This window comes from Kitasatospora sp. CB02891 (assembly GCF_002803145.1).
Classification (GTDB): domain Bacteria; phylum Actinomycetota; class Actinomycetes; order Streptomycetales; family Streptomycetaceae; genus Kitasatospora; species Kitasatospora griseola.
Window position 1 is genome coordinate 46,251 of record NZ_NNBO01000017.1, and the last position, 24,291, is coordinate 70,541.

Consider the following 24,291-nt stretch of genomic DNA (forward strand, 5'->3'; position numbering starts at 1 on the left):
TCCGCGGGGGAAAGACAGTTCCCCGCGGCCCTGTGGCGGGCCGCGGGGAACCGGGGTGGAGATGTGAGACCTTGCCCCCGTGGGGAGGGGAGTTGCGATCGATCCGGTCAGCCCGCCTGGGGGTACTGGCGGTACTGGGGGTACTGCTGCGGCGGGTTCGGCTGGGCCGGGCGCAGGGTGTTGCCGCCGAAGGACTGGTCGGCGAAGGACTGCTGCTGGCCGACCGGCTGGGCGCCGAACTGCTGACCGCCGAACTGCTGCGGGGCGAAGCCCTGCGGCGCGGCGGCGAAGGAGTTCGCCGGGGCGGCCGGGTACGCCTGGGCGGGCTGCGGGTAGGCCGGGGCAACCGGGCGCTGGCCGGGCATGAACGGCTGCGGCGGCACGGGCGCGGCGGCGTAGCCGGGCTGCACCGGGATGTGCGGCGCGGGCACCGGGCTGCTGCTCGGGCCGGGGCCGAGGGCGAGGCGGGCCGGCGGCAGGGCGGGCAGGTTCGACGCCGGGGAGTCGAAGCCGGTGCCGAGGCCGCCGGTGCCGAACCCGTCGGTGAGGCCACTGCCGTAGGCGGCGGACCAGGTGGGGGCCGAGTGGGCCGGGGGCACGTTGATGGGCGCGATCTGCGGGATGCCCCGCTCTGCGACCAGGCTGTCGTAGATGGGCGTGCCGGAGGAGAAGGACGGAGAGGGGTAGCCGACTCCGTCGTAGGAGCGGGGCGAGGTCATGGGGCATACCGTAAGCCCACAGCATGCCTGCTGAGGAGAGCGGGAGGGCCCGGACTTCAACAGTTTACAGAGTCTTCGCGGGCTCAAATCGGACAATCCCGGAGCTAGTTGGGCGAACGGTCGGATCATTTCGGCCATCCCCGACGTATGGTCCGTGGGCGATCCGCCGGTCGGAAAGGTGCAAAAGGTTCACCTGGGGGCGGGGAAAGGGCCAGTAAAGGTTCTGTTAATGCCGTCGGCCGGATCTCACCGGATCTCACCGGGCGGAGCAGGGCCGGAGGGGCCGGACGCCGGTGGGCGGGGCGTCGGCGGGGCGCCGGGTCCCGGACAGGCGCCGGCCCGGGCGGCGGGCGCCGTCCGGGCCGGGTGGTGCGGGTGGTGCGAGTGGTGCGGATGGTCGCTCAGCGGGTGCCGGCCGGGGCGGTGGCCTGGGCCGGGAAGCCCGGGCGGCCGGCCAGTTCGCTGGTGCAGTGCGCGCAGCGGGTGGCGGCGGCCGGGACGGTGCTGAGGCACTCGGGGCAGTCGACCTTGGCCACCGGGGCGTCCTTGACCGGATTGAAGCGGTTCTGCAGCCGGGCGACCGGCAGCACGACGGCGAAGTAGATGACGGCGGCGACCAGCACGAAGCTGATCAGCGCCTGGAGGAAGGCGCCGTACGGGAAGGTGACGTCGGCGACGGTGAACGTCTCCTTGCTGAAGTCGCCGACGGCGCCGGAGGCGACGCCGACCAGCGGGGTCAGGAAGGCTGCGACGAAACCGGTGACGACGGCGGTGAACGCGGCGCCGATGACGATGCCGACCGCGAGGTCGATCACGTTGCCGCGCAGCAGGAAGCTGCGGAATCCCTTGAACATGTCCGCCATCCTGACGGGCCAACCTCCGGGCGGTCCAACCGAGTTCACCTGATCCGACTAATCCCCGAACCGTCTTGCGAGGCTCGCTCAGACGTCGCGCAGGACGGCCCGTGCCTCGGGCGCGAAGGACTGGACACGCACCACCGCGTCGGCGACCCGGCGGACGGTGGCGGTGTTCATGTGCGACCACAGCGGGACGGTCAGCACGGAGTCGGCGAGCCGGTCGGTGCGCGGCAGCTGCGCCGCCTGCCCGAGGTGGGCGTAGGCGCGCTGCCGGTGCACGGGCGGGTGGAAGTAGCGGCGGGTGTCGATGCCCTCGGCCTTGAGCGCGGCGGCCAGCTGACGGCTGCTCAGACCGAAGTCGTCGGCGTCGAGGATCAGGGTGAGGTCCTTGAAGGTGGAGGTGTCGCCGTCCTCCGGCAGGGCCAGCCGCAGGCCGGGCAGGCCGGCGGTGGCCCGGGCGAACTCGGCGACCAGGGCGCCGCGGTGGGCGACCCGCTCGGGCAGGCCGGCCAGCCAGGTCAGGCCGACGGCGGCGTGCAGTTCGCTCATCCGGGCGTTCAGGCCGGGGAAGAGCGTGTCGTAGTCGCCGGGGTTGCCGTAGTCGCGGGCGGTGCGCAGGGTGGCGGCGAGCGCCGCGTCGCGGGTGGCGACCAGGCCGCCCTCGCCGGCCACCGCGACCTTGGTCGGGCTCATCGAGAACACCTCGGCCAGGCCGAAGTTGCCGATCGGCACACCGCGGCGGGCCGAGCCGAGGCCGTGCGCGGCGTCGTACACCAGCGGCAGGCCGGCCGCGTCGGCGATCCGCTGGAGCTCCTCGGTCTGGCAGGGCGTCCCGTACACGTGGGTGGCCATCAGCGCGGCGGGCGCGTCGGCGGCCTTCAGCCGGGCCTCGGCGTCCGCCGGGTCCAGGGTGATGTCCTGTTCGCGGGCCTCGGCGAACAGCGGGGCGCCGCCGGCCCAGTGCGCGGCGTGCGCGGTGGCGGAGAAGGTGAAGCCGGGCATCAGCACCGGGCGGCGGCCGTCCACCCCGGCGGCCTGCAGCACCAGCATCAGGCCGGCCGTGCAGTTCGACACCGCCACCACGTGCGGGACGCCGAGCAACTCGGCGGCCTCGTCCTCCAGTTGGCGGACGGTGGGTCCGTTGGTGAGCATCCCCGAGTCGAGCACCTCGGCGAGCCGGCCGAGCAGCCGTTCGCGGTCGGGCACCCGGACGCGGGTCAGCGGCAGGCCGTCGGGGAAGGCGGGCGCGCCGTCGAGGACGGCGGGGCGCAGCTGGTCGGTCGTCATGTGGTCGATCCCCCCTGGGTTCGGTACGGGTCCGGTGAGCCGACGGCGACCGGAGGTTCGGGCCCCGGGCCGCCGCCCCACTGGCCGGGCTGCACCCGCCACACGGGCGGGCGGCGGCGGCGCGTCACCGGGCCGACGGCGGCCGGCCGGGGGATCGCCAGCAGCACCAGGACCAGCGGCAGCACCTGCACCCGCTCGCGGGACAGGATGCCCATGTTGTTGATGGTGGAGAACGCCCAGCAGAACAGCAGGGTGTACACCACCGTGAAGGCGACGTACGAGCGCTGGACGAACAGCTTGGGAATGCGGGCCAGTTGCGGCCAGGCCCGGACGAACATCACCAGCAGCGCGAAGCACTCCACCGACTGGATCAGGTTCTGGATGTTCGACGCCTCGAACGGGAACGGCCGGAACAGCACGCTGATCACCGACACCGGCAGCCGGGCCGGGTTCAGGCTGAACGCCGGCGCCGGGTCCTCCGCGGTCGAGGCGTTGATCACCGAGGAGCCCTGCGAGGTGCGCCGCGAGGTCTCCGACAGCACCTGGTTGACGGCGTCCCCGCCGGTGCCGCTGGTGCCGAAGAAGGTCGACACCTGCTGCAGCATCAGCATCACGCCGACGCCCAGCACCGCCACCGTCAGCACGGTGCGCAGCGGCCCCAGCGCGGACACCTGCTGCGGCCGCTTGCGCAGCACGTAGGCGACGGTCAGCCCGGCGCCCGCGAGCACCGTGACGTGCGGGCGGACCATCGCGGTGCCCAGCGAGCCCAGCGCGATGCACACGAACGCGCCGAAGCGGCGGTCCAGCAGCCGGGCCACGCCGTACGTGGTCAGGCCCAGGCAGAACATCATCCAGGCGTCCTTGCCGATGCTGGACGGCCAGAACAGCAGCGAGGGCAGGAAGAACACCAGTTTCGCGTAGCGCCGCGAATCGGCCTCCGGGAAGGCGATCTGCAGGGCCCGCCAGAAGAACAGCAGCCCCCAGAAGCCCAGCCAGGAGAACACCAGGAACCCGCCGACCAGGGTCGGCCCGGTGATCGCGTAGACCACCCCGGTGACGATGATGACGAACCCGGTGCCGGCGACCTTCATGCCCAGGTCGTAGTGCAGCCCGCCGAGCAGGTCGGCGGTGGTCAGGTACTGGGCGAGGTCGGAGCCCTTCTGGTCGTACATCTTGGCGTCCGCCGCGCCGCCGTACAGCACGAACGCCATCAGGTAGCGCGGGAACGCGCAGGCCAGCTTGGCGCCCATCGCCACGATCAGCAGCTTGAACACGCCCCGCTCGGGGTTGTTCGCCGCCACCCGGGCCAGGATCGGCGTGCCGATCGCCATCAGCGCCGGCGCGACCAGCAGCGCCCCCCAGGTGTCGTACGAGGTGTGCACCATCGCCAGCACGAACACCGAGACGTAGGCCATCACCAGCGCCCAGGCCAGCGCGGTCGGCCGGCCGCGCCGGGCCGCCTCCCGCAGCCGGGGCGGCCACGGGCGTGCGGCGGGCTGCACCGCGGGCATCAGAAGACCTCCAGGTCGCCGAGGCTGAACCGCCAGTCGGCGAGGGTGCGTTCGGCGGGCAGCGGCCCGGTCGGGGTGCGGGCGGCCAGCACCATGCCGGTGCGCGGCGCCGTCAGGCAGCCCGCCCGCAGGCCGGCCGACGCCGCCTCGGTGCCCGGCGCCAGGTGGGTCGCCGCGTGGTCGCAGCCGGCGGCGGCCGCGTCCCGCAGCAGCCGGCCGGCCGCGGCCCGGTCGCCGGGGCGGACGATCAGCTCGGCCAGGGTGAACTCGGCCAGCGGGCCGCGCCGCCGCGGCCGGCCGAACGCCAGCCCGACCAGCTCGCCGCCGCGCTCCACCGTCACCACCCGGTAGTCCAGGCCCGGCGCGGCCCCGTACCGCCAGGCCAGGTACTCGGCGGTGCGCACCGTGTGCAGCCGCGTCTCGGCCGCGTCCGCCAGCGCCCGCTCCGCCAGCAGCTCCCGCAGCCGAGGGTCCGGGAAGGCGAACCAGTCGGCGGCGGTGGGCAGTTCGCAGCGCGGCGGCCCCGACGGGCCCGGCCGGCGGGCCAGCGCGGCCCGGGCGCCCCGGGCGAACGACATCGGCCGGGCCACCCGCAGTGCCACCGGCACCCGGCCCAACTCCCGCCAGCCCATCCTCAGATACCCCGGCAGGCTGTTGCCGTTCGGCGTGTTGAACACCAACTCGGCCTCGCCGGCCACCTGTTCGAGCAGCTCCAGGGTGAGCCGGCGGAAGATCCCGCGGCCCTGGAAGTCCGGGTGCGTCGCGGTGTCCACCGGCCGCACCGCCGCCACCTCCCGGCCGCCCGCGCCCCGCCACGACCAGCGCAGGAACAGCCGCACCCCCACCGGTCGCCCGTCCGCCGCCAGCGCCACCAGGCCCGGGCTGGCGCCGAACGGGTTCGCCCGGTGCTTCCAGTCGAAGAACTCGGCGCTGCGCCGCCCCGTCGGGCCGCCCGCCAGCGAAGCCGTCAGCAGCTCCAGGACCGCCGGCACGTCCGCCGACTCCAGTCGGCGGTACGTCAGTTCACCGCTCACGTCGTGCTCGTCCCCTCCGGACTCAGCGTGCCAGCACCCGCGCGTAGACCCGCTCGATCGCCCGCTGCGCGCCCGCCACGTCGAAGGCCTTCGACCGCTCCCGGGCGGCCGCGCCCATCCGCTCCCGCAGCCCCGGATCGGCCGCCAACCCGTCGAGCGCGGCGGCCAGTTCGGCCGGGTCGCCGGGCGGCACCAGCCGGCCCTCGACGCCGTCGTCCAGCACCTCGGGCATGCCGCCGACCCCGGTCACCACCGACGGCAGGCCGGTGGTCATCGCCTCCATCAGCGCCACCGGCAGGCCCTCCTGGCGTGAGCTCAGGCAGAACACGTCCCAGCCCGGCAGCAGCGCCGGCACGTCCCCCCGGGAACCCGCGAACAGCACGCCGTCGCCCGCCAGTTCGCGCAGCCGTGCCTCCAGCGGGCCCGCGCCGACCAGCACCAGCCGGGCGTCCGGACGGGTGCGGCGCAGCAGCGCGAACGCGGTCAGCAGCGACGCCTGGTCCTTCTTCGCCGTCAGGTTGCCGACCGTGCCGATCACCAACGCGTCCTCGGGCAGGCCGAGTTCGGCGCGGGCCGCGCGGCGGGCGGCCGGGCCCGCCGGGGCGTCGCCCAGGTCGGGGCCGTGGTGCACCACCGTCAGCCACCCGTCGTCCGGCCGGCGGCGGCCGATGCCCGCCGCCACCGCGTGCGAGACGGCGATCACCGCGTCGTTGCGCCGGTAGGTGAGGGCGTTGGCCCAGCGGGTCGGCAGGCGGTAGCGCTCCCACAGGTTGTGCTCGGTGTGCACGAGCCTCCGACGGCCCGCCAGCAGCCGGGCGGCGACCGCCGGCACCGGCATGTGGGTGTGCACCAGGTCGAAGCGGCGCTCGGCGAGCAGCGCCCGCAGCCGCAGCGGCCAGCGCCTCCCCGGCGCGGCGCCCAGGCAGTGGACCGGGACGTCGGCCGCGCGCAGCGCCGGGACCAGCGCGTCCTTGTGCGGCAGCACGTACGCCACCTCGACCGCGAACCGCGAACGGTCCACGTGGCGCGCGCAGTTGACCAGCAGCTGCTCCGCGCCGCCCCGACCCAGGCCCTTGGCCAGCCAGAGCACCCGGGCCGGTCCGCCCGTCACCGGTCCTCGCCCAGGCGCAGCTGAAGCGTGGTCTCCACCGGCTCCTCCGGCGGCAGTTCGGCCGGCCGGCGGCCCCAACTCGTCGCCCCGTCCCGGCGGTCCGGCGCCTCGCCGTACCCGGGTGCGGCCGGACGCGGATCGGCCGGCCGCTGGTGCTCGCCCGGTCGGCGCTGCGGCTCCACCCGGGGCGCCGGCTCGGCGCGGCGCTGCGGCTCGGGGCCGGGCGGAGTGCTCTTCGCCGCGGGTGCGGCCTTCGCGGGGGAGCCCTTCGCCGGCGGGCGGCCCGGCCGCAGGGTCCGCTTGCGCCGCCCCGTGGCGCCCTCCGCGCCCAGCAGCGCCACGCCCGCCACCGGCACCCCGGTGCGGGCCAGCAGCTCGGAGACCCGGTCCGCCTCCTCCGGGCGGACGTTGCCCGCCATCACCGTCACCAGCACCGCGTCCGCGTGCTGCACCAGGTCGTAGGCGTCGTTGGCGTGCAGCAGCGGCGAGGAGTCGATCAGCACCACGTCCGCGTGCCGGCGGGCCAGCTTCAGCACCTCCCCGGCGCGCAGGACCAGCGCCGCCGGGTACGCGGTGGTGTTGCCGCCGGTGATCAGGGCCACGCCCGGCACGTTGGTGCGGCGGATCAGGTCCACCGGGTCCGGCAGCTGCTCGCCCGACAGCAGCTCCGCCATGCCCGGGCCGTCGCCCACCCCGAGGTGGCCGCGCAGGCCCGGTTGACGGAAGTCGCAGTCCAGCACCAGTACCTGACGGCCCGTCTCGGCGAGCGTCGCCGCCAGGTTCGCCACCGTGGTGGTCCGCCCGTCGCCCGAGCGCCCCGACATCACCAGCACCACCGGCGCCGGCTCGGCGGCCCGCCGGGCCCGCCGGTCGTCCGGGTCCAGGCCGCCCTGGCCGAGCTGCGCCGACAGCGCGCGCGGGCCGGTCAGCAGCAGCGTGGAGCGCAGCGAGCGGTACGCCTCGGTCGCCGGGTCCTCCGGGCGGGCCGTCACCAGCGGTTCGCGCAGTCGGCGCAGCCGCCGCGACAGCAGCGGGATCTCGCCGATCACCGGCAGGTTGAACGCCTCCTCGGCGCCGTCGCGGGTGCGCAGCCGGGTGTCCATCCGGGACAGCATCAGCGCCGCCACCACGCCCAGCGCCAGGCCCAGCACCACCGCCAGCGCGAGCCGGACGCTGCGGGTCGGCGAGGTCAGCAGGTTGCCGCCGAGCTCCTTCGCGTCGATCGACCCCCACTGCTGGATCGCGTCGGTCTGGCTGTAGTTCTGCAGGTCGGCGATGGCGCCGAGGGTCTTGGTCAGCGCCGCCGTCGCGGTGGACAGCTGGGGCTGGAGCTTGGCCTGATCGGTCGTGTTGGCCCGGCTGAACTGCTTCTGGAGGTCGTCGAGTTGCTGCTGCTGGGTGTCGGCCTGGGCGCGCAGCCGCTTGATCGACTCGTCGGCGCTCTTCTTCGACTCCTGGCTGTAGCCGGTGATGGTGGCCTCCGACAGCGCCGCCGCCAGGTCCGCACAGGACTGCTGGGTCGGGCCGGTGGTGGTGAACACCAGCATCTGGGTGGAGGCGGCCGCGACCGTGCGGCGCGCCGACAGACCCGCGACGTCCGTGATGTGCAGCTTCTGCGCGGCGGCCGTGGTCACCGCCGAGCCCTGCGCGTACGACAGCACCTGGTCGGCCCGGACGGTGTCCGCCGCGCCCGCGACGGGAGTGATCGCCACCTTGCACTGCCACTTGCCGTTGTCCACCGCGTCACCGGCCGGCGTCAGCACGAACCCGACGATCAGCGCGGCGACGGTGCACCCGGCCAGCAGCCGCCAGTACCGCCGCAGAACGGTGAACAGATTTGCCGGTTCCACCGGTTGGTTCCCCTCGCCTCGTCCCGACGCCCGCGCCGACCCGCCCCACGGACGGTGTTCCACGGCTGCGGCCACGCGCAGTTGGACGGTCCCCCCAGACCACATCCCCGGTGAACGATGCTTCCCGGCCCGGACCTGCGACGCAAGCGCTTTGGCGATTCCGGTACCAAGCTGTGGACGTATTCCGGACGCCTGCACACAATCTGACGAAACGTCATCAAGCGGTCCGGTTCGCTCCGTCGGCGAACCGCCCTTGGACCGTCAGGTCAGTGCGCGCTCGTAGAACTCGACCATCCGGGCGGACACCTGCTGGAGGGTGAACCTGGTCAGGAAACGCGCCCGGGCCGCTTTCGCCCGCACCAGCGCCTCACCGGGCCCGTCCAGCGCCCGCAGCAGGGCGGCGGCCAACTCCCGGGGCCGCTGCGGCGGCACCAGCAGCGCGTAGTCCTCCGAGCCGACCGTCTCGCGCAGCGCCGGCACGTCCGCGCACACCAGCGGCACGCCGACGCCCATCGCCTCCATCGCGGCGCTGCCCAGCCCCTCCCAGCGCGAGGGCACCGCGCACACGTCCGCCGCCGCCATCAGGTCGAACACGTCGTCCCGCGGCCCGAGGAACCGCACCCCCTCGGTCCGGGCCGCCAACTGCTCCAGCCGGGCCGTCTCCGCGCCACGGCTGCCGGCCAGCAGCAGCACCGCGTCCGGCCGGGCCGCGTGCACCTCCGGCCAGGCGGACAGCAGCACGTCCAGGCCCTTCTGGTACTGCTGCCGGGCCGCGGCCAGCACCACCGGCACCTCGTCCTCCAGCCCGAGCGCCGCCCGCACCGCGGCCCGCCGCTGCGGGGTCGCGGTGCCGAGCAGCTGCGGGTCGCGGCCGCGCGGCACCACGTCGATCCGGCGGCGCGGCACCAGCAGGCGGGCCGCCATCGCGTCCGCGACGTGGTCGGTCAGCGCGTGGAAGCGGCGCACGCCCTGCGCGGTCAGCGCGTCCACGCCCTGCGCGGCCCGCACCTTCCACGGGCTCAGGCCGCGGGCGCGCAGGTGCTCCGGCCCGTACGCGGAGTTGACCAGGCTGGAGACCACCGGCACCCGGGCCGCGAGCGCCGCCGGGCGGCCCAGCACGTCCGACTCGTACAGCGTGGTGTGCACCAGGTCCGGGCGGCGGCGGCGGAACTCGGCGCGCAGCGCCGCCAGTCGGGCCGGGCGCGAGCCGCGCAGCACCGGCACCGGCTCGGCGCCCGCCGCCCGCAGCTCCTCCTGGAACCCGCCCGGCGACTCCTTCAGGAACGCCACCTGCAGCTCCACGCCCGCGCGCACCAGCAGCGGAGCCATCGCCACCAGCCCCTGCTCCGCGCCACCGACCCGGCTCACACTGTCGATCACGTACACCACGCGCACCGCAGCCACCCCCTCGCCCGGGCCACCCCCTGACCGGCGCTCAGCATCCCAGCCCCGGAGGGCCCGCGTCCGCGAAACCCGTCAGCTGATGGGCGCTACCCGCAGGCGGGCGGGGGAGTGGTGGCGAGCATGCCGGCCAGGGCGAGTTCGAGCAGCCGGTCGGCCTGCTCGCGGGTGTCGTGCTCGCGGCTCCACGCGGCGGCGTTCATCAGGGTGAACAGGTCGGCGCCGGTGGTGTCGCCGCGCAGCGCGCCGGCCTGCCCGGCCCGGTCGGTGAAGCGGTCGCAGAGCGCGGTCAGTGCGGCGCAGGACTCACTCAACTCGACGGCTCCTGCCGAGAGTTGCTCGGTCAACCCCTGGTAGGCGGCGGCGTGCCCGACCACCGCGCGGACCCACTCGGCCAGCGCCCGGGCCGGGTCGGGGTCCTCGGCGAGCCGCTCGCCGTGTGCGAACAGTGCCCGGTTGCGCTCCTCCAGCAGGGCGGCGATCAGCGCGGCGCGGGTCGGGAAGTGCCCGTACAGGGTGCCGATCGCGACGCCCGCCCGGCGGGCGATGCCCTCCAGCGAGGCGCCGGTTCCCTCCTCCCGGAACGCGGCGTCGGCCTCGGCGAGCAGCCGCTCCCGGTTGCGCAGGGCGTCCGCGCGCGGACGTCGGCGGGTGGGGCCGGTCGGTTGTGCGGGCATGGCAACTCCCTTGGTGCGCTTGCGTTCCCGATTAAGTCGAGGCATCCTCGGGTTATTGGGAAATCGAGGACGCCTCAGTTTAACGGGGCGTCCGGGGGAAGGGGCATGCCATGATCCTGGTGACCGGGGCCGCCGGCTCCGTCGGACGCCATCTGGTCCGCCGACTCGCCGACCGCGGCGTCGAGTTCCGGGCACTGGTCCGCGACCGGGCCAAGGGCCGCGAGCTGGGCTGCGACCACGTGATCGGCGACTTCGACGACCCCGCCTCGCTCGCCGCCGCGTTCGAGGGCGTGGACCGCCTGTTCCTCAACGGGCCCGGCGCGCAGGCCGTGGACGGCGAGCAGCCGATGGTGCGTCAACTGGGCGCGGTGATCGACGCAGCGGCCGCCGCCGGGGTCGAACGGGTCGTCAAGATCTCGGTCTGGCACGCCTCGCCCGGCGGAGCCCTCTCCGAAGGCGCGCACTGGGAACTCGACCGCCGCCTCGCCGCCTCCGGCCTGCCCTGGACCGTCCTGCAGCCGTCCGGCTTCCTGCAGAACCTGCTCGGGCCCGGCGCCTTCACCCCCGACGGGCAGCTGATCGGCCGCTACGGCGACGGCGCGATCTCGCACATCGACTGCTACGACATCGCCGCCTGCGCCGACGTCCTGCTCACCGGCCCCGCCCGCCCCGGCGAGACCTTCGTCCTCACCGGCCCCGAAGCCCTCACCGACGCCCAACTCGCCGCCCGCGTCGCCGCCGCGCTCGGCCGACCCGTCGGCCGGGTCACCCTCGCCCCCGACGCCCTCGCCACCGCCCTCGCCGGCCAGGGCGCCCCGATCGGCTTCGCCCGCGACCTCGCCGACCTCTTCCGCGGCGCGGCCGCGGGCGCCCTCGCCGACGTCACCACCGCGGTGCCGGACCTGCTCGGCCGCCCGGCGCGGACGGTGGACGAGTTCCTGGCGGACAACCTGGCGGAGCTGCGCAAGTCGGCGGACCAGCGGGGGAGTTGAGTCGGGCCTGAGGGCGTCGCATCGGCGCGGGACGAGCGGCGCCGCCCGGCCGCACGGCGTGTCGCGGGACTGCCGCCGCGCCAGCGGGGCACCGTGTCGACCCGTGGCCGGGGGCGGGCAGTCGGTCGAACCCGGCCCGCCGGTCCGCGGCGTCTCGGTAGGGTCGGGCGCATGGCCGAGCCGCGCGTCCTGCACGTGATCACCGACCCGCGGGCCCGGGGCGCGCAGCGCCTCGCCCGCGACCTGCACGGCGAACTGTCGCGCCGTGGGCAGACGTCCGAGCTGGTGGCCCTGCACCCGCATGCGGACGCCGATCCGGCCGATCCGGTGGCCGTGCTGGGGCCGTCGCGGCACCACCCGGCCACGCTGCGCGCCCTGCGGCGGGCGGCCGCCCGGGCCGACGTGGTGGTCGCGCACGGGTCGTCCACGCTGCAGGCGTGCGCGCTCGGGCTGCTGGCCGCCCGCACCCCGTTCGTCTACGTGAACATCGGCGACCCCCGGCACTGGACGTCGACTCCCGCCCGGCGCCTGCGGGTCGGCGCGTTCCTGCACCGGGCCGCTGCCGTCGCCGCGATCTCGCCGCGCGCCGTGGAACTGCTGCGCACCCGGTTCCGGCTGCCCGCCCGCCGACTGCACGTGCTGCCCAACGCCCGTCCTGCGGAGCGCTTTTCGCCTCCGGCCGGCCCCGCCGAGAAGGCTGCCGCCCGGGAGGCGCTCGGGCTGCCCGAGGGTGGGCCGCTGATCGCCTGGATCGGTGCGCTCAGCCCGGAGAAGCGCCCCGACCTCGCCCTCGCCGCCCACACCCGCCTGCCCGAGGACGTCCACCTCGCCCTCGCCGGCGAGGGCCCGCTGCGCGAACGCCTCACGGCCGACGCCGGCCCGCGCACCCACCTGCTCGGCCCGCTCGCCGACCCCGCACCGCTCTACCGGGCCGCCGACCTGCTGCTGCTCACCAGCGACTCCGAAGGCGTCCCCGGCGTCCTGATCGAAGCCGCCCTGGCCGCTCTGCCCGCCGTCGCCACCGAGGTCGGCTGGGTCTCCGACGTCGTCCGCCACGGCGAGACCGGACTGCTCACGCCCCCTGACGACCCGTCCGCCGCCGCCGAGGCGCTCCGCACCCTCCTCGCCGCCGATCGCGCCCCCTACGGCGAGGCCGCCCGCGAGCACGCCCTCGCCCACTTCGACCTCGCCGCCGTCGCCACCCGCTGGCAGCACCTGCTGCGCGAAGTCGCCCGGGACGGACGGCGGGTGGACGCGAGGAACTGACCGTCCGGTCGGCATACCGGCCGACGGTGGTCGCGCCCCTCGTCCGACCGGACCTCTCCGCCCTCGCGTGCCGCGGTCGCCGAGCCTCAGCCGGTCGCGGCGGGTGCGGCGGCGCCGGGGGCGGGGCGGCGGGACAGGGCGTCGGATGCCTTCGCGGTGGCGTACAGCGAGACCGCGAGGGCGGCCACCAGCGCGGCGCCGGCGGCGAAGATGCTTCCGTCGGAGACGGCCTTCGCGCTGCCGGCCTCGGTGCGGGCGGAGCCGGTGATGAAGGGCAGGACCACCAGGACCGCGACGCCGAGGACGACCTCGCCCCAGACCACCTTCGGGAAGTGCCGCAGGGTGAGGTGCAGCAGCGAGGCGGAGTCGTCGGCGCGGCGGGCCTGCGCGATCCTCGGCATCAGCCAGAACTGGTTGAAGGCACCGGCCGTGACCAGGCCGAGGACCAGCACGATCTTGATCAGGAGGGCGATGCCGTAGCCGGTGGTCCACAGCTGGGAGACGGCGCCGACGTGCTTCCAGGTGAGCCACAGGCCGGAGACGGTGACCGCGCCGACGCACACCATGGCGACCAGGCTGAACCGGCGCCAGATGTCGGCCCACAGCAGGCCGGCGCCCTCGCCGAGGCGGCCGCGGGTGCCCGCGAGGGCGACCAGCAGGGCCAGGCCGCCGAGCCACACGGTGCCGGAGACGATGTGCAGCTGGTCGAACACCGGGTCGAGCCAGCGGTCGAGGTTGGCGGGCGCGGTGGCCGGGGCGCCGGCGATCAGGGTGATCGCGAGGGAGGCCGGCAGCGCCGCGAGGACGATGCGGTCGAGATGCCGGCGCACCGCCGGGACGAACAGCGCGATCAGTGCGGCGGCGGTGGCGAGGAGCACGACGTTCTGCAGCTGGTAGAGCGTGCCCTGCGCGATCCAGGCGCCCTTGGCCGCCGGGGCGTCGAGGAAGTCGGCTATTCGGCCGGGGGCCATGGCGTCGCCGAACGGCATGCCCTTGCCGGCCCTGGCGACGCGCGCCACCAGCTGGAAGTACCCGGTCACCAGCAGGACGACGCCCGCCCAGGCCAGGTAGCCGGCCGACCGTCGGCGCAGTGCGGCCGCGTCCTCGGACGTGGTGCTCGCGGCCCTGAGGGCGGGGCGCACGGAGGCGAGGTACGTGACGGTGGTGCCGATGGTGCCGCTCAGGCCGAGGAAGTAGCCGGCCTTGGTGAGGACCCGCCAGGTCGGAGGCGTGGTGTATCCGGCCGCCTCCGCGGCCAGCTGCAGGTATGTCATAAGGTGATCCTAACCTTACTAAGGGCAGCCTCTCCTAATGCGATTCTTATGTCCGGTCGGCCGTGCTCGCCGCCGCCGGGCCAAGTCGCCCGCAGCCACTGCTGGTTGGCCCTGCGCCGCCCATACTGGGCGCAGGTCGAGAGCGGGGGAGGCAGCCATGGCGTGGCTTGTCGCGGTGGGGCTCGTGGTGCTGCTGCTGGCGGCGGCGAGCGTGAAGCGGGTGGGGCAGAACGAGCGCGGACTGGTGTTCCGCACCGGCCGGTTGCGGGAACGCGTGCTGCGGCCCGGGACGGTCGTGCTGGTGCCGTTCGTCGATCGACTGGAGCGCGTCGACGTGTCCGAGACCGTGGTCGAGGTGCCGTTCACCGGCCCCGCCATGGACGGCCGACGGGCGCGCGTCGATGCCGTGCTGACGTTCTGGGTGGTCGATCCGGCGGTGGCGACCACCGCGGTGCAGAACCACCGGACGGCGATCTGTCAGCTCGCGCTGGTGGTGCTGCGCACCGAGGCCGAGCAGCGGACCTTCGGGGAACTGACCACCGCACGCGAGGAGCTGAGGCGCGCGCTGGTGCGCGAGGTGGCGCCCGCCGCGGCCGGCTGGGGCGTCCGACTGGACCGGGTCGAGCTGCGGAGTGTCACGGCCGCCGAGCCGTCGGCACCCGAACCGAACCGGCCCTGACCGGAGTTCGGCCCGGCGGTCCGTCCCGGACGTGTAACAGCGGCGTACCGGACGGAAGGCCGAGGAACCGTCCGACAACCGGACGCGTGGTGACGCATGCCCGCCGCTCGGCGGACCGCACACCTCGCCCCCGCAGGAGCCTTCGATGAACCTCCGCAAGCCCGCCGCCCTTGCCCTGTTGGCCTGCTCCGTCCTCGCCCTGACGGCCTGTGACCCCGACAGCTCCACCAGCGCCGCGCCTGCGAAGAGCACCGCCGCGAGCACCCCGGCGGCCCCGCCGGCCGCCTCCGACGGCGCGTCCGGCGGCTCCTCGTCCGCCGCTCCCGGCGGCGGCAAGCCCGCCGCCGACGTCCGGATCTGCGGCAACTCCGAGAAGGAGAGCGACGTCAAGGCCGAGCTGACCCTCGACCGGAGCGCCGACCCGCGGATCACCGGCATCATCAAGCTCACCAACACCACGTCCACCGAGTGCGTCGTCTACGGCAAGCCCGACCTGCGCACCGACCACACCGCGCAGTTCCAGAAGCTCGTCAGCGGCGTCCTCGGCTCCGGCACCTTCGCCACCGACAAGGCCCACGGCACCGTGCTGCACCCCAACGTGCCGGTCTACCAGGCCGTCACCTGGCTCTCCGCGCCGCCCGTCGCGCCCAACGCCTCCTGCACCACCGGCTCGCTGCTGGTGCTGGTCCGCAACGAGGACGTCCTCTCCCTCCCCATGCAGGTCAAGGACGCCCGGTACTGCCCGGTCAAGGAGGAGGGCTCCGCCCAGGTCCAGATCGGCGTCCCGCAGGCCTCCGAGGCCGAGGCCAAGGCCCAGCTGCGCGGCCTCGGCAAGTAGTCGAGGAGCGACGTGACCGGGTTCCGGCGGGCGAGTGTGTGGGGGCGCCGCCCGTCCGCCGGGGACCCGACGGCCGACCGGCGTTCCACTGCCCGACCGGGCGAACGTCCGGGCGAACATCCGGGCGCCAGACGTCCGTTCGAGCGGTGCTGCTCCGTTCCGGGGAACTTCGCCGACCGGCTCCGGATCGCCTGGCCCGCGCCGGGGCGGGCTGCCACGCTGCCCTCGTGAAGCCGCTGCTGAGAACCACAGTCCTGATCGCCGTCGCCGGGGGCCTGATCGCCGCCCCGGCCGCCGCCGCCGACGCCGTCTCCGCCGTCTCCGCCCGTCCGAGCGCGTCGCACGGCCTGACCGGGAAGCAGCTGCTGACGCCGGGTCAGTACCTCGCCGCCGTGCAGCAGCCCGGCCCCGCCGAGCAGCACGGATCGGCCCCCGACGCCCGGCCGGTCGACGCCGGTTCGCAGGCTCCCGCCGCCGCGCCGCAGAGCCCGCCCGCCGGTACGCAGGCCGCCGGGCCGCAGGCCACCCGCCTGCACGAGGCCGTCGAGTTCTTCTGGTACAACTGCCTGCACTCCGCCGCGCTCGAAGCCCCGCTCACCCGCTGGGCCGCCCGGCACCAGCCGGACGTCACGCTGCGCCGCATCCCGGCGATCTGGGTCGGCAGCCCCGACGAGGCCGAACAGCGCGCCCACGCACGGCTGTTCTACACCCTCGACCGGCTCGGCGAGGTGGACCGGCAGCAGGCCGCCGTGTTCCGCGCCGTCCGCGACGACGGCGTCGACCTGACCACCGAGCAGCGCGCCGCCGACTGGGCCGCCGCGCACGGCATGGACGCCGCCGAGTTCCGTGCCGCGTACCACTCCGCGGAGGTGGACCGGGCCGTGGCGCAGGCGCCCAGGCTGTTCGCCGACTACCAGGTCAACGAACTGCCCACGGTGGTCGTGGACCACGACGGCCGCACCTCGCCCACCCGGGCCGGCGGCGTCGAGAACATGCCCGCCGCGCTCGACCGGCTGGTCGCCGGGGGGAGCCCGGACCGGGCCCGCTGAGCCGTGAACTCCCTTGGCGCGCGGACCGGTTCGACCCAGAACCGTCGACAGGCGGGTTGAGCTGGCGCAATCTTCACGGAACCCGCCCGCCGCCCCCACACTCTGTGTCATGGTGGTCGCCGGGCCCGACCGGACCGCACCGTCCGCCCGGCTCCGACACAGCCGACACAGACACCGGGCGCGGCCGCACCGCGCCCGGAGAGGGCGGGAGTCCGTGGGGGGACAGCGCGCACAGGTCATCGACGACCGCGAGGGCCAACAGGCGCCCGGCGGCGTCACGATCCCGGCCGGGCCACCGCCCGAACTGGTCTTCAAACGCCGGCTGCGCCCCGTCCAGGTGGCCCACGAGCTCTGGGCCGCACGGGAGTTGGTGCGCGCCCTGGCCGAACGCGACCTGCGCGCCCGGTACAAGCAGGCGGTGCTCGGCTTCGCCTGGGCGGTGCTCACGCCGCTCGCGCTGTGCGCCATCTTCACGCTGGTCTTCCATCGCGCCGTGAAGATCGAGACCGGCGCGGTGCCGTACACGCTGTTCGCCTATGTCGGCCTGATCGTCTGGCAGTTCTTCAGCAACACGATGAACCAGGGCGCGCTCAGCCTCGCCAACAACCTCAGCCTGCTGAACAAGGTGTACTGCCCGCGCGAGGTGTTCCCGCTGGCCACCATGCTGGTCGCGACCGTCGACATGGCGATCGGCGTCGGCGTGCTCGGCCTGATGTTCCTGGTGTTCTGGACCGCCCCCGCCGCCACCTTCCTGTGGGCGCTGCCGCTGCTGGTGATCCAGTTCGCCTTCACCTACGGCATCGCGCTGATCCTGTCGGTGGCCGTGGTGTACCTGCGCGACGTCCGCCACCTGCTGCCGATCATCACCCAGATGGGAGTGTTCGCCACCCCCGTCGCCTACCCGCTGGCCAAGATCCCGCACCGGCTGCAGGAGATCTACGTCGGCGTCAACCCGCTCGGCGCGGTCATCGAGGGCTACCGGAAGGCGCTGCTGTACGGCGAGGCCCCCGACGGGCGGATGACGCTGATCGCGGCCGCCAGTTCGCTGGTCTTCCTGGTCGGCGGCTACCTGTTCTTCAAGAAGCTGGAAACGGGGATCGCCGATGTCGCGTGACTACCCGCTGGGCACCATCCGCACCCAGCAGGTCTGGAAGCGGTTCCGCGCCGACCAGCAGCGGATGCTGCTGCGCGACCGGGTCGAACAGGCCGCCCGCCGGCTGCGCGGCGACCGCGGCGAGGACTGGCGCTGGGCGCTGCGCGACATCAACCTGCACATCGAACCGGGCGAGTCGGTCGGCCTGATCGGCTCCAACGGGTCGGGAAAATCCACCCTGTTGAAGATGCTGACCAGGGTCATGTACCCGTACGCGGGCATCATCGACGTCCGCGGCCGGATCGGCGCGCTGATCGAGATCCGGGCCGGCATCCACCCCGACCTGACCGGCCGGGAGAACATCTACCTGTTCGGCGCGCTGCTCGGCCTCAAGCGCCGCGAGGTCGCCGGACGCTTCGACGACATCGTCGAGTTCGCCCGGCTCGGCGGTGCGATCGACCGGCAGGTCAAGTTCTACTCCTCCGGCATGCAGATGCGCCTCGGCTTCGCCGTCGCCGCCTACCTGGAGCCGCACGTCCTGCTGGTCGACGAGGTGCTCGCCGTCGGCGACGCCGTCTTCCAGCAGCGCTGCCTCGACCGGATGCGCGAAGTCGCCGAACAGGGCACCACCATCGTCTTCGTCTCGCACGACCTCCCTGCCGTCCAGTCCATCTGCCGGCGCGGCGTCTGGCTCGAACAGGGCAGCGTCCGGGTCGACGCCGGCATCAAGGACGCCCTGGCCGGCTACCGCGACTCCATCGAGGCCCAGTCCGAGGCCACCGCCCGGGTCGGCGAACCGCTGACGCTGCTGAAGTACGAAGTGCGCGGCGAGGACGGCGAGGAGAACCTGCACACCGACGAACCCGTCACCGTCGAACTCACCCTCGGCGGCGACTACCGCGGCGACGCCACCCTGCACCTCGGCGTCAGCGAAGGCACCTCCAGCCCGATCTTCCAGATCAGCCACGAGATCCGCCTGGCCGGCGGCGACCACCGCGTCGCCTGCGTCATCCCCCGGCTGCCGCTGCCGCGCGGCCGCTACACCCTGTGGACCGGCGTCTACTCCATCGGCAAGACCGACGGCGGCACCCTGATGAGCTGGCACTCCGCCGGCCAGTTCGACGTGTTCGGCCCGATGCTGGACACCCCGCCGCGCGCGGTCGTGCTCGCCGCGCCGGTCTTCGTACCGCACCAGTGGGAGGAGTGAGCGTGCGTTCGGTCCGCGTCCTGGTCCACCTCAACAACCTTGCCCTCGGCGGCGCCCAGCTCAACGCCGTCGACATCGCCCGCACCCTGCGCGACCGCGGCCACGAACCCGTCCTGTTCGCCCAGGGGGTCGACGGCCCCGCCCCCCTCGTCGAACTCGCCGCCTCCCACGACCTCGACCTCGTCGTGGCCGGCGACCCCGACACCCCGCACGCCGTCATCCGGGCCCGACTCGCCCGCCTCGCCGACGAACACGGCTCCCAACTCGTCCACGCCTGGGAGGTCCGGGCCGCCCGCAACGCGTACTTCGGCCCCGGCCGACAGGGCCGCCTCCCGATCGTCACCACCTTCTACGGCATCCGCATGCTCCGCGGCATGCCCCGCCACCAGCCCCTCGTCCTCGGCCTCGGCGCGCTGATGCCCGACGGGCGGGCCTTCGGCCACCGCGACCTGCGACTGATCGAACCCCCCGTCAACACCTCGCTGGACGCGCCCGGCTCGGTCTCCGGCTCCGCCTTCCGCGCCGAAGTCGGCGCCGCCCCCTCCCAGTTGCTGCTCTGCATCGTCACCCGGCTGGTCTCCGGCCTGGAGAAGGACGCCGGCGTCCGACGCACCATGGCCGCCGTCCGCCTCCTCAACGACCCCGACCTCGTCCTCGCCGTCGTCGGCGGCGGCCCCAGCGAAGAATCGCTGCGCGCCGAGGCCGCACGCCTCAACGCCGAACTCGGCCGCGAAGCCATCGTCCTCACCGGCCAACGCTCCGACCCGCGCCCCGCCTACGAAGCCGCCGACCTCGTCCTCGGCATGGGCGGCTCCGCCCTGCGCGGCCTCGCGTTCGCCAAACCCGTCATCGTCCACGGCGCGAACGGCTACACCGCCATCCACGAACCCGGCCCCCTCGTCGAACCCCACGCCTCCCGCTGCATGTACGGCCACGGCGACGGCCCCACCGACCCCAAGGCCCTCGCCGCCCAGATCCGCACCCTCGCCGACGCACCCGACCGCCGCGCCGAACTCGGCAGCTGGGGCCGCGACTGGGTGGTCGGCCGGTTCTCGCTCGACCACGTCTCCACCGCCTTCGAAGAGATCTACCGCGAACTCCTCCGCCAACCCCCCGGCCGCACCGCCTGGCTCCGCGACCTGGAACAGATGACCCGCTACGAGTACGTGAAGCCGACGGCCCGACGGCTCCTCACCCGCTGACGAACCACCTCCGGGGGCGGCCCCGATTCGAGACCGGAGCACCCTGCACATGAACCACCGTCAACTCATGGCCGCCCTCAGGGAAGCCGGTGTGCCCGACCGTCAGTACGGGCTCCAGGTGCGGGACCTCCCCAGCTCCGAGTACATCCAGGAGAGCATCCCCGTCCTCGTCGACCACCGCGACGGCCGGTGGACGATCGACGTGTGGGAGCGCGGCGAGCACTGGGTCGAGGCGAGCTTCGACTCCGAAGAAGAAGCCTGCGACCACCTGTACGCCAAATTCGTGCGGCACTGACGGCGCGCCGCCGCCCAGCACCCGGCCGCAAGGAGTCAAGCAGCGGTCCGGGGTTCAGTTCGCCGGGATGCCCGTCGACGGGGATTCGGCCTGTGCCCGGAGTTGGACGACACCGACCCGGACGGACTCCTCGGTCCAGGTGTGGAACGCGCGTACCCTCCAGGACCCCGGTGGCACGGGGACGGGGGCCGCGGAAGGCTCGCCCTGTCCGTGCGGGGAGGGTGCTACGAGATTCCGGCCGGCTACGGCCGAGTCCATGAGGACCGCAGGGCCGTCGGTGATCCAGGTGCCGCACTCCTCCCACGGGGTGGCCGGATCGTCCAGCACGGACCGGGCAGCCTCGAACAGCGCAGCGACGGAGTCTGCCGCGAGCCACCGGACGAAGGCCGTCCGCTCGGGCAAGTAGCAGGTGTCGGAGGGCTCCTCGCCCAGCACCAGAGCCGATACGGAGTCGCTTCCGCGCAGGCCGACGACCCCTGCGTAGTCCGCCACCGCGCAGGCCCGGTCGTAGTCGTCCTGGTGGCCGGTGGCGCCGAGGATCTCGCCCCCGGGAGTGCAGCCTTCCCACCGGTCCAACGCCGAGACGGGCACGACAACGAGCGGGCCTCCCATGGACTCGACCCAGGCCTTCTCGGTTTCCGGGTTGGCAGTGTCGGAGGCGTCGCTCATGTCCGCCATTGTGGCGTCGGCCTACGACAGCCCGGGCTTGAGGGTGCTGACCCGTCCGAAGTCGTCCACCGCAGGCTTCCTGGAACGTCGGACTGTCAGTGAACGCCGGACTGTCAGTCGGCGGGGCGGAGGAGGAGGGTGACGAAGCCGAAGCCGTTGCGGTAGTCGTTGAGCCATTGGTCGCGGTGGCGGGTGGCGGCGTCGAGGGCCTGGGCGCGGTCGGGGCCCGGGGGTTGGTCGAGGGCCCAGTCGGTGAGGGCTCCGGTCCAGGACCATTCGTAGGTGTCGAGTTCTTCGCGGGTGGAGGTGTGTCCGGCGATCGGCCACCAGTCGGCGGTGCGGAGGGTGGTGAGGACGCCGGACAGGTCGGTGAGGTCGTCGCCGAAGAACTCGCGTGCGTGGTCAGGTGGTTGGCCGTCCCAGTAGGACTCGCCGAGCAGCAGGGTGCCGCCCGGGGCGAGGAGTGGGCGGACGGCTTCGAGGGTCGGCAGCAGGCCGCCGAAGGCGTAGGTCGCGCCGACCGAGAGGACGGAGTCGAAGGGCTCGTTCGTCCTGAAGTCCCGTACGTCGGTGTGGTGCAGGCCGATTCGGCGGGCCACGCCCGCGCGTTCGGCGGTTCGGCGGCCGTCCTCCAGGGCGTCCGGGTTGGCGTCCACGCCGATGGCGTGCAGGTCGGGGTACATGCTCAACGCCCTTACCAGCCACGCGGCTTCGCCGCAGCCGAGGTCGAGGACGCGGCCGTCCGGGCGGCGCCGGAGCTGGTGCTCCAGCAGGCGGCGCACCGACTCGTCCGACAGGGGGGCGGCCACGGGGTGGTCGCGGTGGGCGATCCGTCCGATCGTCTGGCGTTCCATCATGTGACTATGCCCGGTGGGTCGTTCGGTCGTCGATGCGTTGCGGGGGCGGATAGGTGCGGCCCTTCCAGGCCGTGCCGCGGCCGCGCCAGTGCTGGACGGCGGAGTCGACCGTCATCAGCAGGTACAGCAGCGCGGTGAAGGGGAGGAGCGGGGCCTCGATCACCGGTCTGTCGTAGTAGCGCAGCATCGGCGCGAAGGTGCCCGCCATCAGCGCCCAGGCGGCGAGCCCGGCACCGGCGGTCCACCAGCTGCCCGTCAGCAGGCCGGTGACGGCCGCGATCGGCGGCGCCAGGTAGACCAGCGCCAGGCCGAGGACGGTGCCGAGCAACAGGGGCGGTGAGTAGCGGAGTTGGGCGTACGCGCTGCGGGAGACCATCCGCCACAGCGGGGACAGCCCGGGATAGGGCCGGACGGAGTCGACGCGGTCGGCGAGGCCCAGCCAGGTGCGTCCGCCGGTGCGCTTGACGGCGCGGGCGAGTGACACGTCGTCGATCACCGCGCCGCGGATCGCCGCCACCCCGCCCGCCCGTTCGAGCGCGCGACGGCGCACCAGCGAACAGCCGCCGGCCGCGGCGGCCGTCCGGGAGGAGGGACGGTTGGAGCGGCGGAACGGGTAGAGCTGGGCGAAGAAGTACACGAACGCCGGGACGATCAGCCGCTCCCAGCCGGACGCCACCCGCAGGCGGGCCATCTGGGAGACCAGGTCCAGGTCATGCGCCTCGCCCGCCACGACCAGCTCCCGCAGGGAACCGGGCCGGTGCGCGATGTCGGCGTCCGTCAGCAGCAGCCACTCGGCGTCGCCGGCCCGCTCGACGCCGTGCCGCAACGCCCACAACTTGCCCGTCCAGCCCTCCGGGAGGGGCGGGGGAGTGGTCACCTCCAGCTCCAGGCCCCGGGCGGCCGCGAGCTCTCTCGCCAACTCGGCAGTCCCGTCCGTGCTGTGATCGTCCACCAGGACGACCCTGGCCCGGCCCGGATACTGCTGGGCGAGCAGGGACGGGAGGGAGAGGGGCAGTACGCCGGCCTCGTCACGGGCCGGCACCACCGCCACCACGTCCGGCCACCGCGACGGCTCCGCACCCCCGCGCGGCAACCGCTGATCGGTCCGCCAGAACCCGCCGTGACACGCCGCCAGCCACACCCACGCCGCCAGCGCCACCACCGACACCCACCACAGCACGGTCACCCCGGCAGTCTGCCCCACGGACAGTGCGCGGACGCCGAGGCGCGACGGGCTGCCGTCCGGTGGAGGGGTGGGGTTGGGCCGGGAGCGTGGCGGTCGGCCGGAGGCCCGATCGGTCGGGGCGAGAGGGCAAGGGGCGGGGTGTGGGGGGTGGGTGGCAGCCCCGCCCGGTGCGGTGCCGGCGCCGGGGGCGCGACGGGCTGGCGTCCGGTGGAGGGGTGGGGTTGGGCCGGGAGCGTGGCGGTCGGCCGGAGGCCCGGTCGGTCGGGGCGGGAGGGCAAGGGGCCGGGGGCGAGGAGTGGTGCGGGCCGTCCAGGGGGCAGATTCGGTCTACTCGCGCTGCGACGACGCCGAGGCACCACCGGTGGCCGCTCGGGTCGACGGGACGGTCAGACCCTCGCGCCGATCAGGATCTCGCCCTGGGGGTAGTTGAGGGCCGCCGTCTGGAGGGCGGCGGGGCGGCCGGAGTGGAGGACGGTGAGGGTGCCGGCGCCGGCGGTGGTGGAGGTGATGCGGCGGAGGGCCTGGGCGGCGACGGCGTCGGCGGAGCCGTGGAAGCGGGCGGGGACGGACAGCGCCGAGGCGATGCGGTCGTCGACGAGTTCGTAGTGGGTGCAGCCGAGGACGACGTCGGTGGTGGAGGCGGGAGTGCGGGCCGCGGCGTAGGCGATGGCGGCGGCGATGGCGTCCTCGTCGGCGTGTTCGACGGCCTCGGCCAGGCCGGGGCAGGCGACCTCGTGGACCTCGGCGGCGCCGGCGCCGAATTCGGCGATCAGGCCGCGCTGGTAGTCGCTGCCGGTGGTGGCGGGGGTGGCCCAGATGGCGACGACGCCGCCTGCCGCGGTGGCGGGCTTGATCGCGGGGACGGTGCCGATCACCGGCAGTCCGGGCTCGAACTCGGCGCGGAGCCGGGCGAGCGCGTGCACGGAGGCGGTGTTGCAGGCGACCACCAGCGCGTCGGGTTCGAGCGCGGCCGCGGCCCGGGCGCAGGCGAGGGCGTGCTCGGTGATGTCCTCGGGGGTGCGCGGTCCCCACGGCATGCCGTCGGGGTCGCAGGAGATGACCAGGTCCGCGTCCGGCCGCAGGCGGCGCAGCGCGGCGGTGGCGGCGAGCAGTCCGATTCCGGAGTCCACGAGGGCGATCTTCACGAGCAACGACTCTACCTCTTGGCCGTCGCACACCCCTGTCCGGCCGATGGGGGCCACCTGCACCGCAGCCCCGGCCGAACCCGTCCGAACGC

General features: G+C 74.3%; 23 protein-coding genes. 9 read left to right on the forward strand and 14 right to left on the reverse strand.

All coding sequences use genetic code 11. The features are described from left to right. Nucleotides 1–107: 107 nt before the first annotated feature. From CG736_RS30040 to CG736_RS30080, 9 genes are all read right to left on the reverse strand, one after another. Nucleotides 108–719 carry a DUF6643 family protein gene (locus tag CG736_RS30040; RefSeq protein ID WP_232734274.1) on the reverse strand — a complete coding sequence of 204 codons (612 nt, stop codon included), beginning with the start codon at nt 717–719 and terminating at the stop codon, nt 108–110. 401 nt (nt 720–1,120) lie between these two features. Then, nucleotides 1,121–1,573 (reverse strand): large conductance mechanosensitive channel protein MscL, encoded by a 453-nt coding sequence (gene mscL / locus CG736_RS30045; protein ID WP_100589372.1) that lies wholly within the window; start codon nt 1,571–1,573, stop codon nt 1,121–1,123. Between the two features lie 87 nt (nt 1,574–1,660). After that, nucleotides 1,661–2,863 carry a DegT/DnrJ/EryC1/StrS aminotransferase family protein gene (locus tag CG736_RS30050; protein WP_100589288.1) on the reverse strand — a complete coding sequence of 401 codons (1,203 nt, stop codon included), beginning with the start codon at nt 2,861–2,863 and terminating at the stop codon, nt 1,661–1,663. Continuing rightward, a complete protein-coding gene (locus CG736_RS30055) occupies nt 2,860–4,374 on the reverse strand; it encodes a hypothetical protein (RefSeq protein ID WP_100589289.1) in 1,515 nt (504 codons plus the stop codon). The genes CG736_RS30050 and CG736_RS30055 overlap by 4 nt, the downstream gene beginning before the upstream one ends. Then, nucleotides 4,374–5,408 carry a GNAT family N-acetyltransferase gene (locus tag CG736_RS30060; RefSeq protein WP_100589290.1) on the reverse strand — a complete coding sequence of 345 codons (1,035 nt, stop codon included), beginning with the start codon at nt 5,406–5,408 and terminating at the stop codon, nt 4,374–4,376. The genes CG736_RS30055 and CG736_RS30060 overlap by 1 nt, the downstream gene beginning before the upstream one ends. 22 nt (nt 5,409–5,430) lie before the next feature. After that, the gene (locus CG736_RS30065) at nt 5,431–6,519 is read right to left on the reverse strand and encodes a glycosyltransferase (RefSeq protein WP_100589291.1); all 1,089 of its coding nucleotides are present in this window, start codon (nt 6,517–6,519) and stop codon (nt 5,431–5,433) included. Next, complete coding sequence (locus CG736_RS38730; RefSeq protein ID WP_198520656.1) at nt 6,516–8,369, reverse strand: CpsD/CapB family tyrosine-protein kinase; 1,854 nt, start codon at nt 8,367–8,369, stop codon at nt 6,516–6,518. The genes CG736_RS30065 and CG736_RS38730 overlap by 4 nt, the downstream gene beginning before the upstream one ends. Nucleotides 8,370–8,630: 261 nt before the next feature. Then, on the reverse strand, nt 8,631–9,773 hold the full coding sequence (locus CG736_RS30075; protein ID WP_232734275.1) for a glycosyltransferase family 4 protein: 1,143 nt from the start codon (nt 9,771–9,773) through the stop codon (nt 8,631–8,633). An 86-nt stretch (nt 9,774–9,859) separates the two neighbouring features. Beyond that, the gene (locus tag CG736_RS30080; RefSeq protein WP_100589294.1) at nt 9,860–10,447 is read right to left on the reverse strand and encodes a TetR/AcrR family transcriptional regulator; all 588 of its coding nucleotides are present in this window, start codon (nt 10,445–10,447) and stop codon (nt 9,860–9,862) included. Between the two features lie 110 nt (nt 10,448–10,557). Between CG736_RS30080 and CG736_RS30085 the strand changes: the two genes are divergently transcribed. Beyond that, a complete protein-coding gene (locus tag CG736_RS30085) occupies nt 10,558–11,439 on the forward strand; it encodes an NAD(P)H-binding protein (protein ID WP_100589295.1) in 882 nt (293 codons plus the stop codon). Between the two features lie 171 nt (nt 11,440–11,610). After that, entirely contained in the window at nt 11,611–12,705 is a 1,095-nt protein-coding gene (locus CG736_RS30090) for a glycosyltransferase (protein WP_100589296.1), read from the forward strand. Between the two features lie 86 nt (nt 12,706–12,791). On the opposite strand, the gene CG736_RS30095 is transcribed toward CG736_RS30090, so the two are convergent. After that, complete coding sequence (locus CG736_RS30095; protein WP_100589297.1) at nt 12,792–13,979, reverse strand: CopD family protein; 1,188 nt, start codon at nt 13,977–13,979, stop codon at nt 12,792–12,794. Nucleotides 13,980–14,136: 157 nt separating this feature from the next. Between CG736_RS30095 and CG736_RS30100 the strand changes: the two genes are divergently transcribed. The 7 genes from CG736_RS30100 to CG736_RS30130 all read left to right on the forward strand — a co-directional run bounded on the left by CG736_RS30100 (nt 14,137) and on the right by CG736_RS30130 (nt 20,342). Next, nucleotides 14,137–14,658: an SPFH domain-containing protein gene (locus CG736_RS30100; RefSeq protein WP_157815799.1), complete on the forward strand. Its 522-nt coding sequence runs from the start codon at nt 14,137–14,139 to the stop codon at nt 14,656–14,658. Nucleotides 14,659–14,803: 145 nt separating this feature from the next. Then, nucleotides 14,804–15,496, forward strand: a complete 693-nt coding sequence (locus CG736_RS38735; RefSeq protein ID WP_100589299.1) for a hypothetical protein — start codon at nt 14,804–14,806, stop codon at nt 15,494–15,496. A gap of 227 nt (nt 15,497–15,723) precedes the next feature. Next, nucleotides 15,724–16,545: a thiol:disulfide interchange protein DsbA/DsbL gene (locus tag CG736_RS30110; RefSeq protein WP_157815800.1), complete on the forward strand. Its 822-nt coding sequence runs from the start codon at nt 15,724–15,726 to the stop codon at nt 16,543–16,545. 214 nt (nt 16,546–16,759) lie between these two features. Continuing rightward, entirely contained in the window at nt 16,760–17,659 is a 900-nt protein-coding gene (locus CG736_RS30115) for an ABC transporter permease (RefSeq protein ID WP_100589301.1), read from the forward strand. Then, a complete protein-coding gene (locus CG736_RS30120; protein WP_100589302.1) occupies nt 17,649–18,845 on the forward strand; it encodes a polysaccharide ABC transporter ATP-binding protein in 1,197 nt (398 codons plus the stop codon). Before CG736_RS30115 ends, CG736_RS30120 begins: the two co-directional genes overlap by 11 nt. 2 nt (nt 18,846–18,847) lie before the next feature. After that, nucleotides 18,848–20,047 carry a glycosyltransferase family 4 protein gene (locus tag CG736_RS30125; RefSeq protein ID WP_100589303.1) on the forward strand — a complete coding sequence of 400 codons (1,200 nt, stop codon included), beginning with the start codon at nt 18,848–18,850 and terminating at the stop codon, nt 20,045–20,047. A gap of 91 nt (nt 20,048–20,138) precedes the next feature. Then, nucleotides 20,139–20,342, forward strand: coding sequence for a hypothetical protein (locus CG736_RS30130; protein WP_157815801.1), 204 nt, complete (start codon nt 20,139–20,141; stop codon nt 20,340–20,342). Between the two features lie 54 nt (nt 20,343–20,396). Here CG736_RS30130 and CG736_RS30135 read toward each other — a convergent pair whose 3' ends face one another. The 4 genes from CG736_RS30135 to CG736_RS30150 all read right to left on the reverse strand — a co-directional run bounded on the left by CG736_RS30135 (nt 20,397) and on the right by CG736_RS30150 (nt 24,199). Next, nucleotides 20,397–21,011, reverse strand: coding sequence for an Imm21 family immunity protein (locus CG736_RS30135; protein WP_232734276.1), 615 nt, complete (start codon nt 21,009–21,011; stop codon nt 20,397–20,399). A gap of 113 nt (nt 21,012–21,124) precedes the next feature. Further along, nucleotides 21,125–21,865 (reverse strand): cyclopropane-fatty-acyl-phospholipid synthase family protein, encoded by a 741-nt coding sequence (locus tag CG736_RS30140; RefSeq protein ID WP_100589374.1) that lies wholly within the window; start codon nt 21,863–21,865, stop codon nt 21,125–21,127. Between the two features lie 7 nt (nt 21,866–21,872). Then, nucleotides 21,873–23,054 carry a glycosyltransferase gene (locus CG736_RS30145; protein WP_232734277.1) on the reverse strand — a complete coding sequence of 394 codons (1,182 nt, stop codon included), beginning with the start codon at nt 23,052–23,054 and terminating at the stop codon, nt 21,873–21,875. A gap of 386 nt (nt 23,055–23,440) precedes the next feature. After that, the gene (locus tag CG736_RS30150; RefSeq protein ID WP_100589375.1) at nt 23,441–24,199 is read right to left on the reverse strand and encodes a glutamate racemase; all 759 of its coding nucleotides are present in this window, start codon (nt 24,197–24,199) and stop codon (nt 23,441–23,443) included. Nucleotides 24,200–24,291 lie beyond the last annotated feature (92 nt).

Coding starts and splice junctions, on each gene's coding strand:
- CG736_RS30140 (WP_100589374.1), bottom strand. CDS start 21,865: ATGGAACGCCAGACGATCGGACGGATCGCCCACCGCGACCACCCCGTG.
- CG736_RS30100 (WP_157815799.1), top strand. CDS start 14,137: ATGGCGTGGCTTGTCGCGGTGGGGCTCGTGGTGCTGCTGCTGGCGGCG.
- CG736_RS30085 (WP_100589295.1), top strand. CDS start 10,558: ATGATCCTGGTGACCGGGGCCGCCGGCTCCGTCGGACGCCATCTGGTC.
- CG736_RS30090 (WP_100589296.1), top strand. CDS start 11,611: ATGGCCGAGCCGCGCGTCCTGCACGTGATCACCGACCCGCGGGCCCGG.
- CG736_RS30040 (WP_232734274.1), bottom strand. CDS start 719: ATGACCTCGCCCCGCTCCTACGACGGAGTCGGCTACCCCTCTCCGTCC.
- mscL (WP_100589372.1), bottom strand. CDS start 1,573: ATGTTCAAGGGATTCCGCAGCTTCCTGCTGCGCGGCAACGTGATCGAC.
- CG736_RS30120 (WP_100589302.1), top strand. CDS start 17,649: ATGTCGCGTGACTACCCGCTGGGCACCATCCGCACCCAGCAGGTCTGG.
- CG736_RS30135 (WP_232734276.1), bottom strand. CDS start 21,011: ATGAGCGACGCCTCCGACACTGCCAACCCGGAAACCGAGAAGGCCTGG.
- CG736_RS30050 (WP_100589288.1), bottom strand. CDS start 2,863: ATGACGACCGACCAGCTGCGCCCCGCCGTCCTCGACGGCGCGCCCGCC.
- CG736_RS38735 (WP_100589299.1), top strand. CDS start 14,804: ATGAACCTCCGCAAGCCCGCCGCCCTTGCCCTGTTGGCCTGCTCCGTC.
- CG736_RS30095 (WP_100589297.1), bottom strand. CDS start 13,979: ATGACATACCTGCAGCTGGCCGCGGAGGCGGCCGGATACACCACGCCT.
- CG736_RS30055 (WP_100589289.1), bottom strand. CDS start 4,374: ATGCCCGCGGTGCAGCCCGCCGCACGCCCGTGGCCGCCCCGGCTGCGG.
- CG736_RS30080 (WP_100589294.1), bottom strand. CDS start 10,447: ATGCCCGCACAACCGACCGGCCCCACCCGCCGACGTCCGCGCGCGGAC.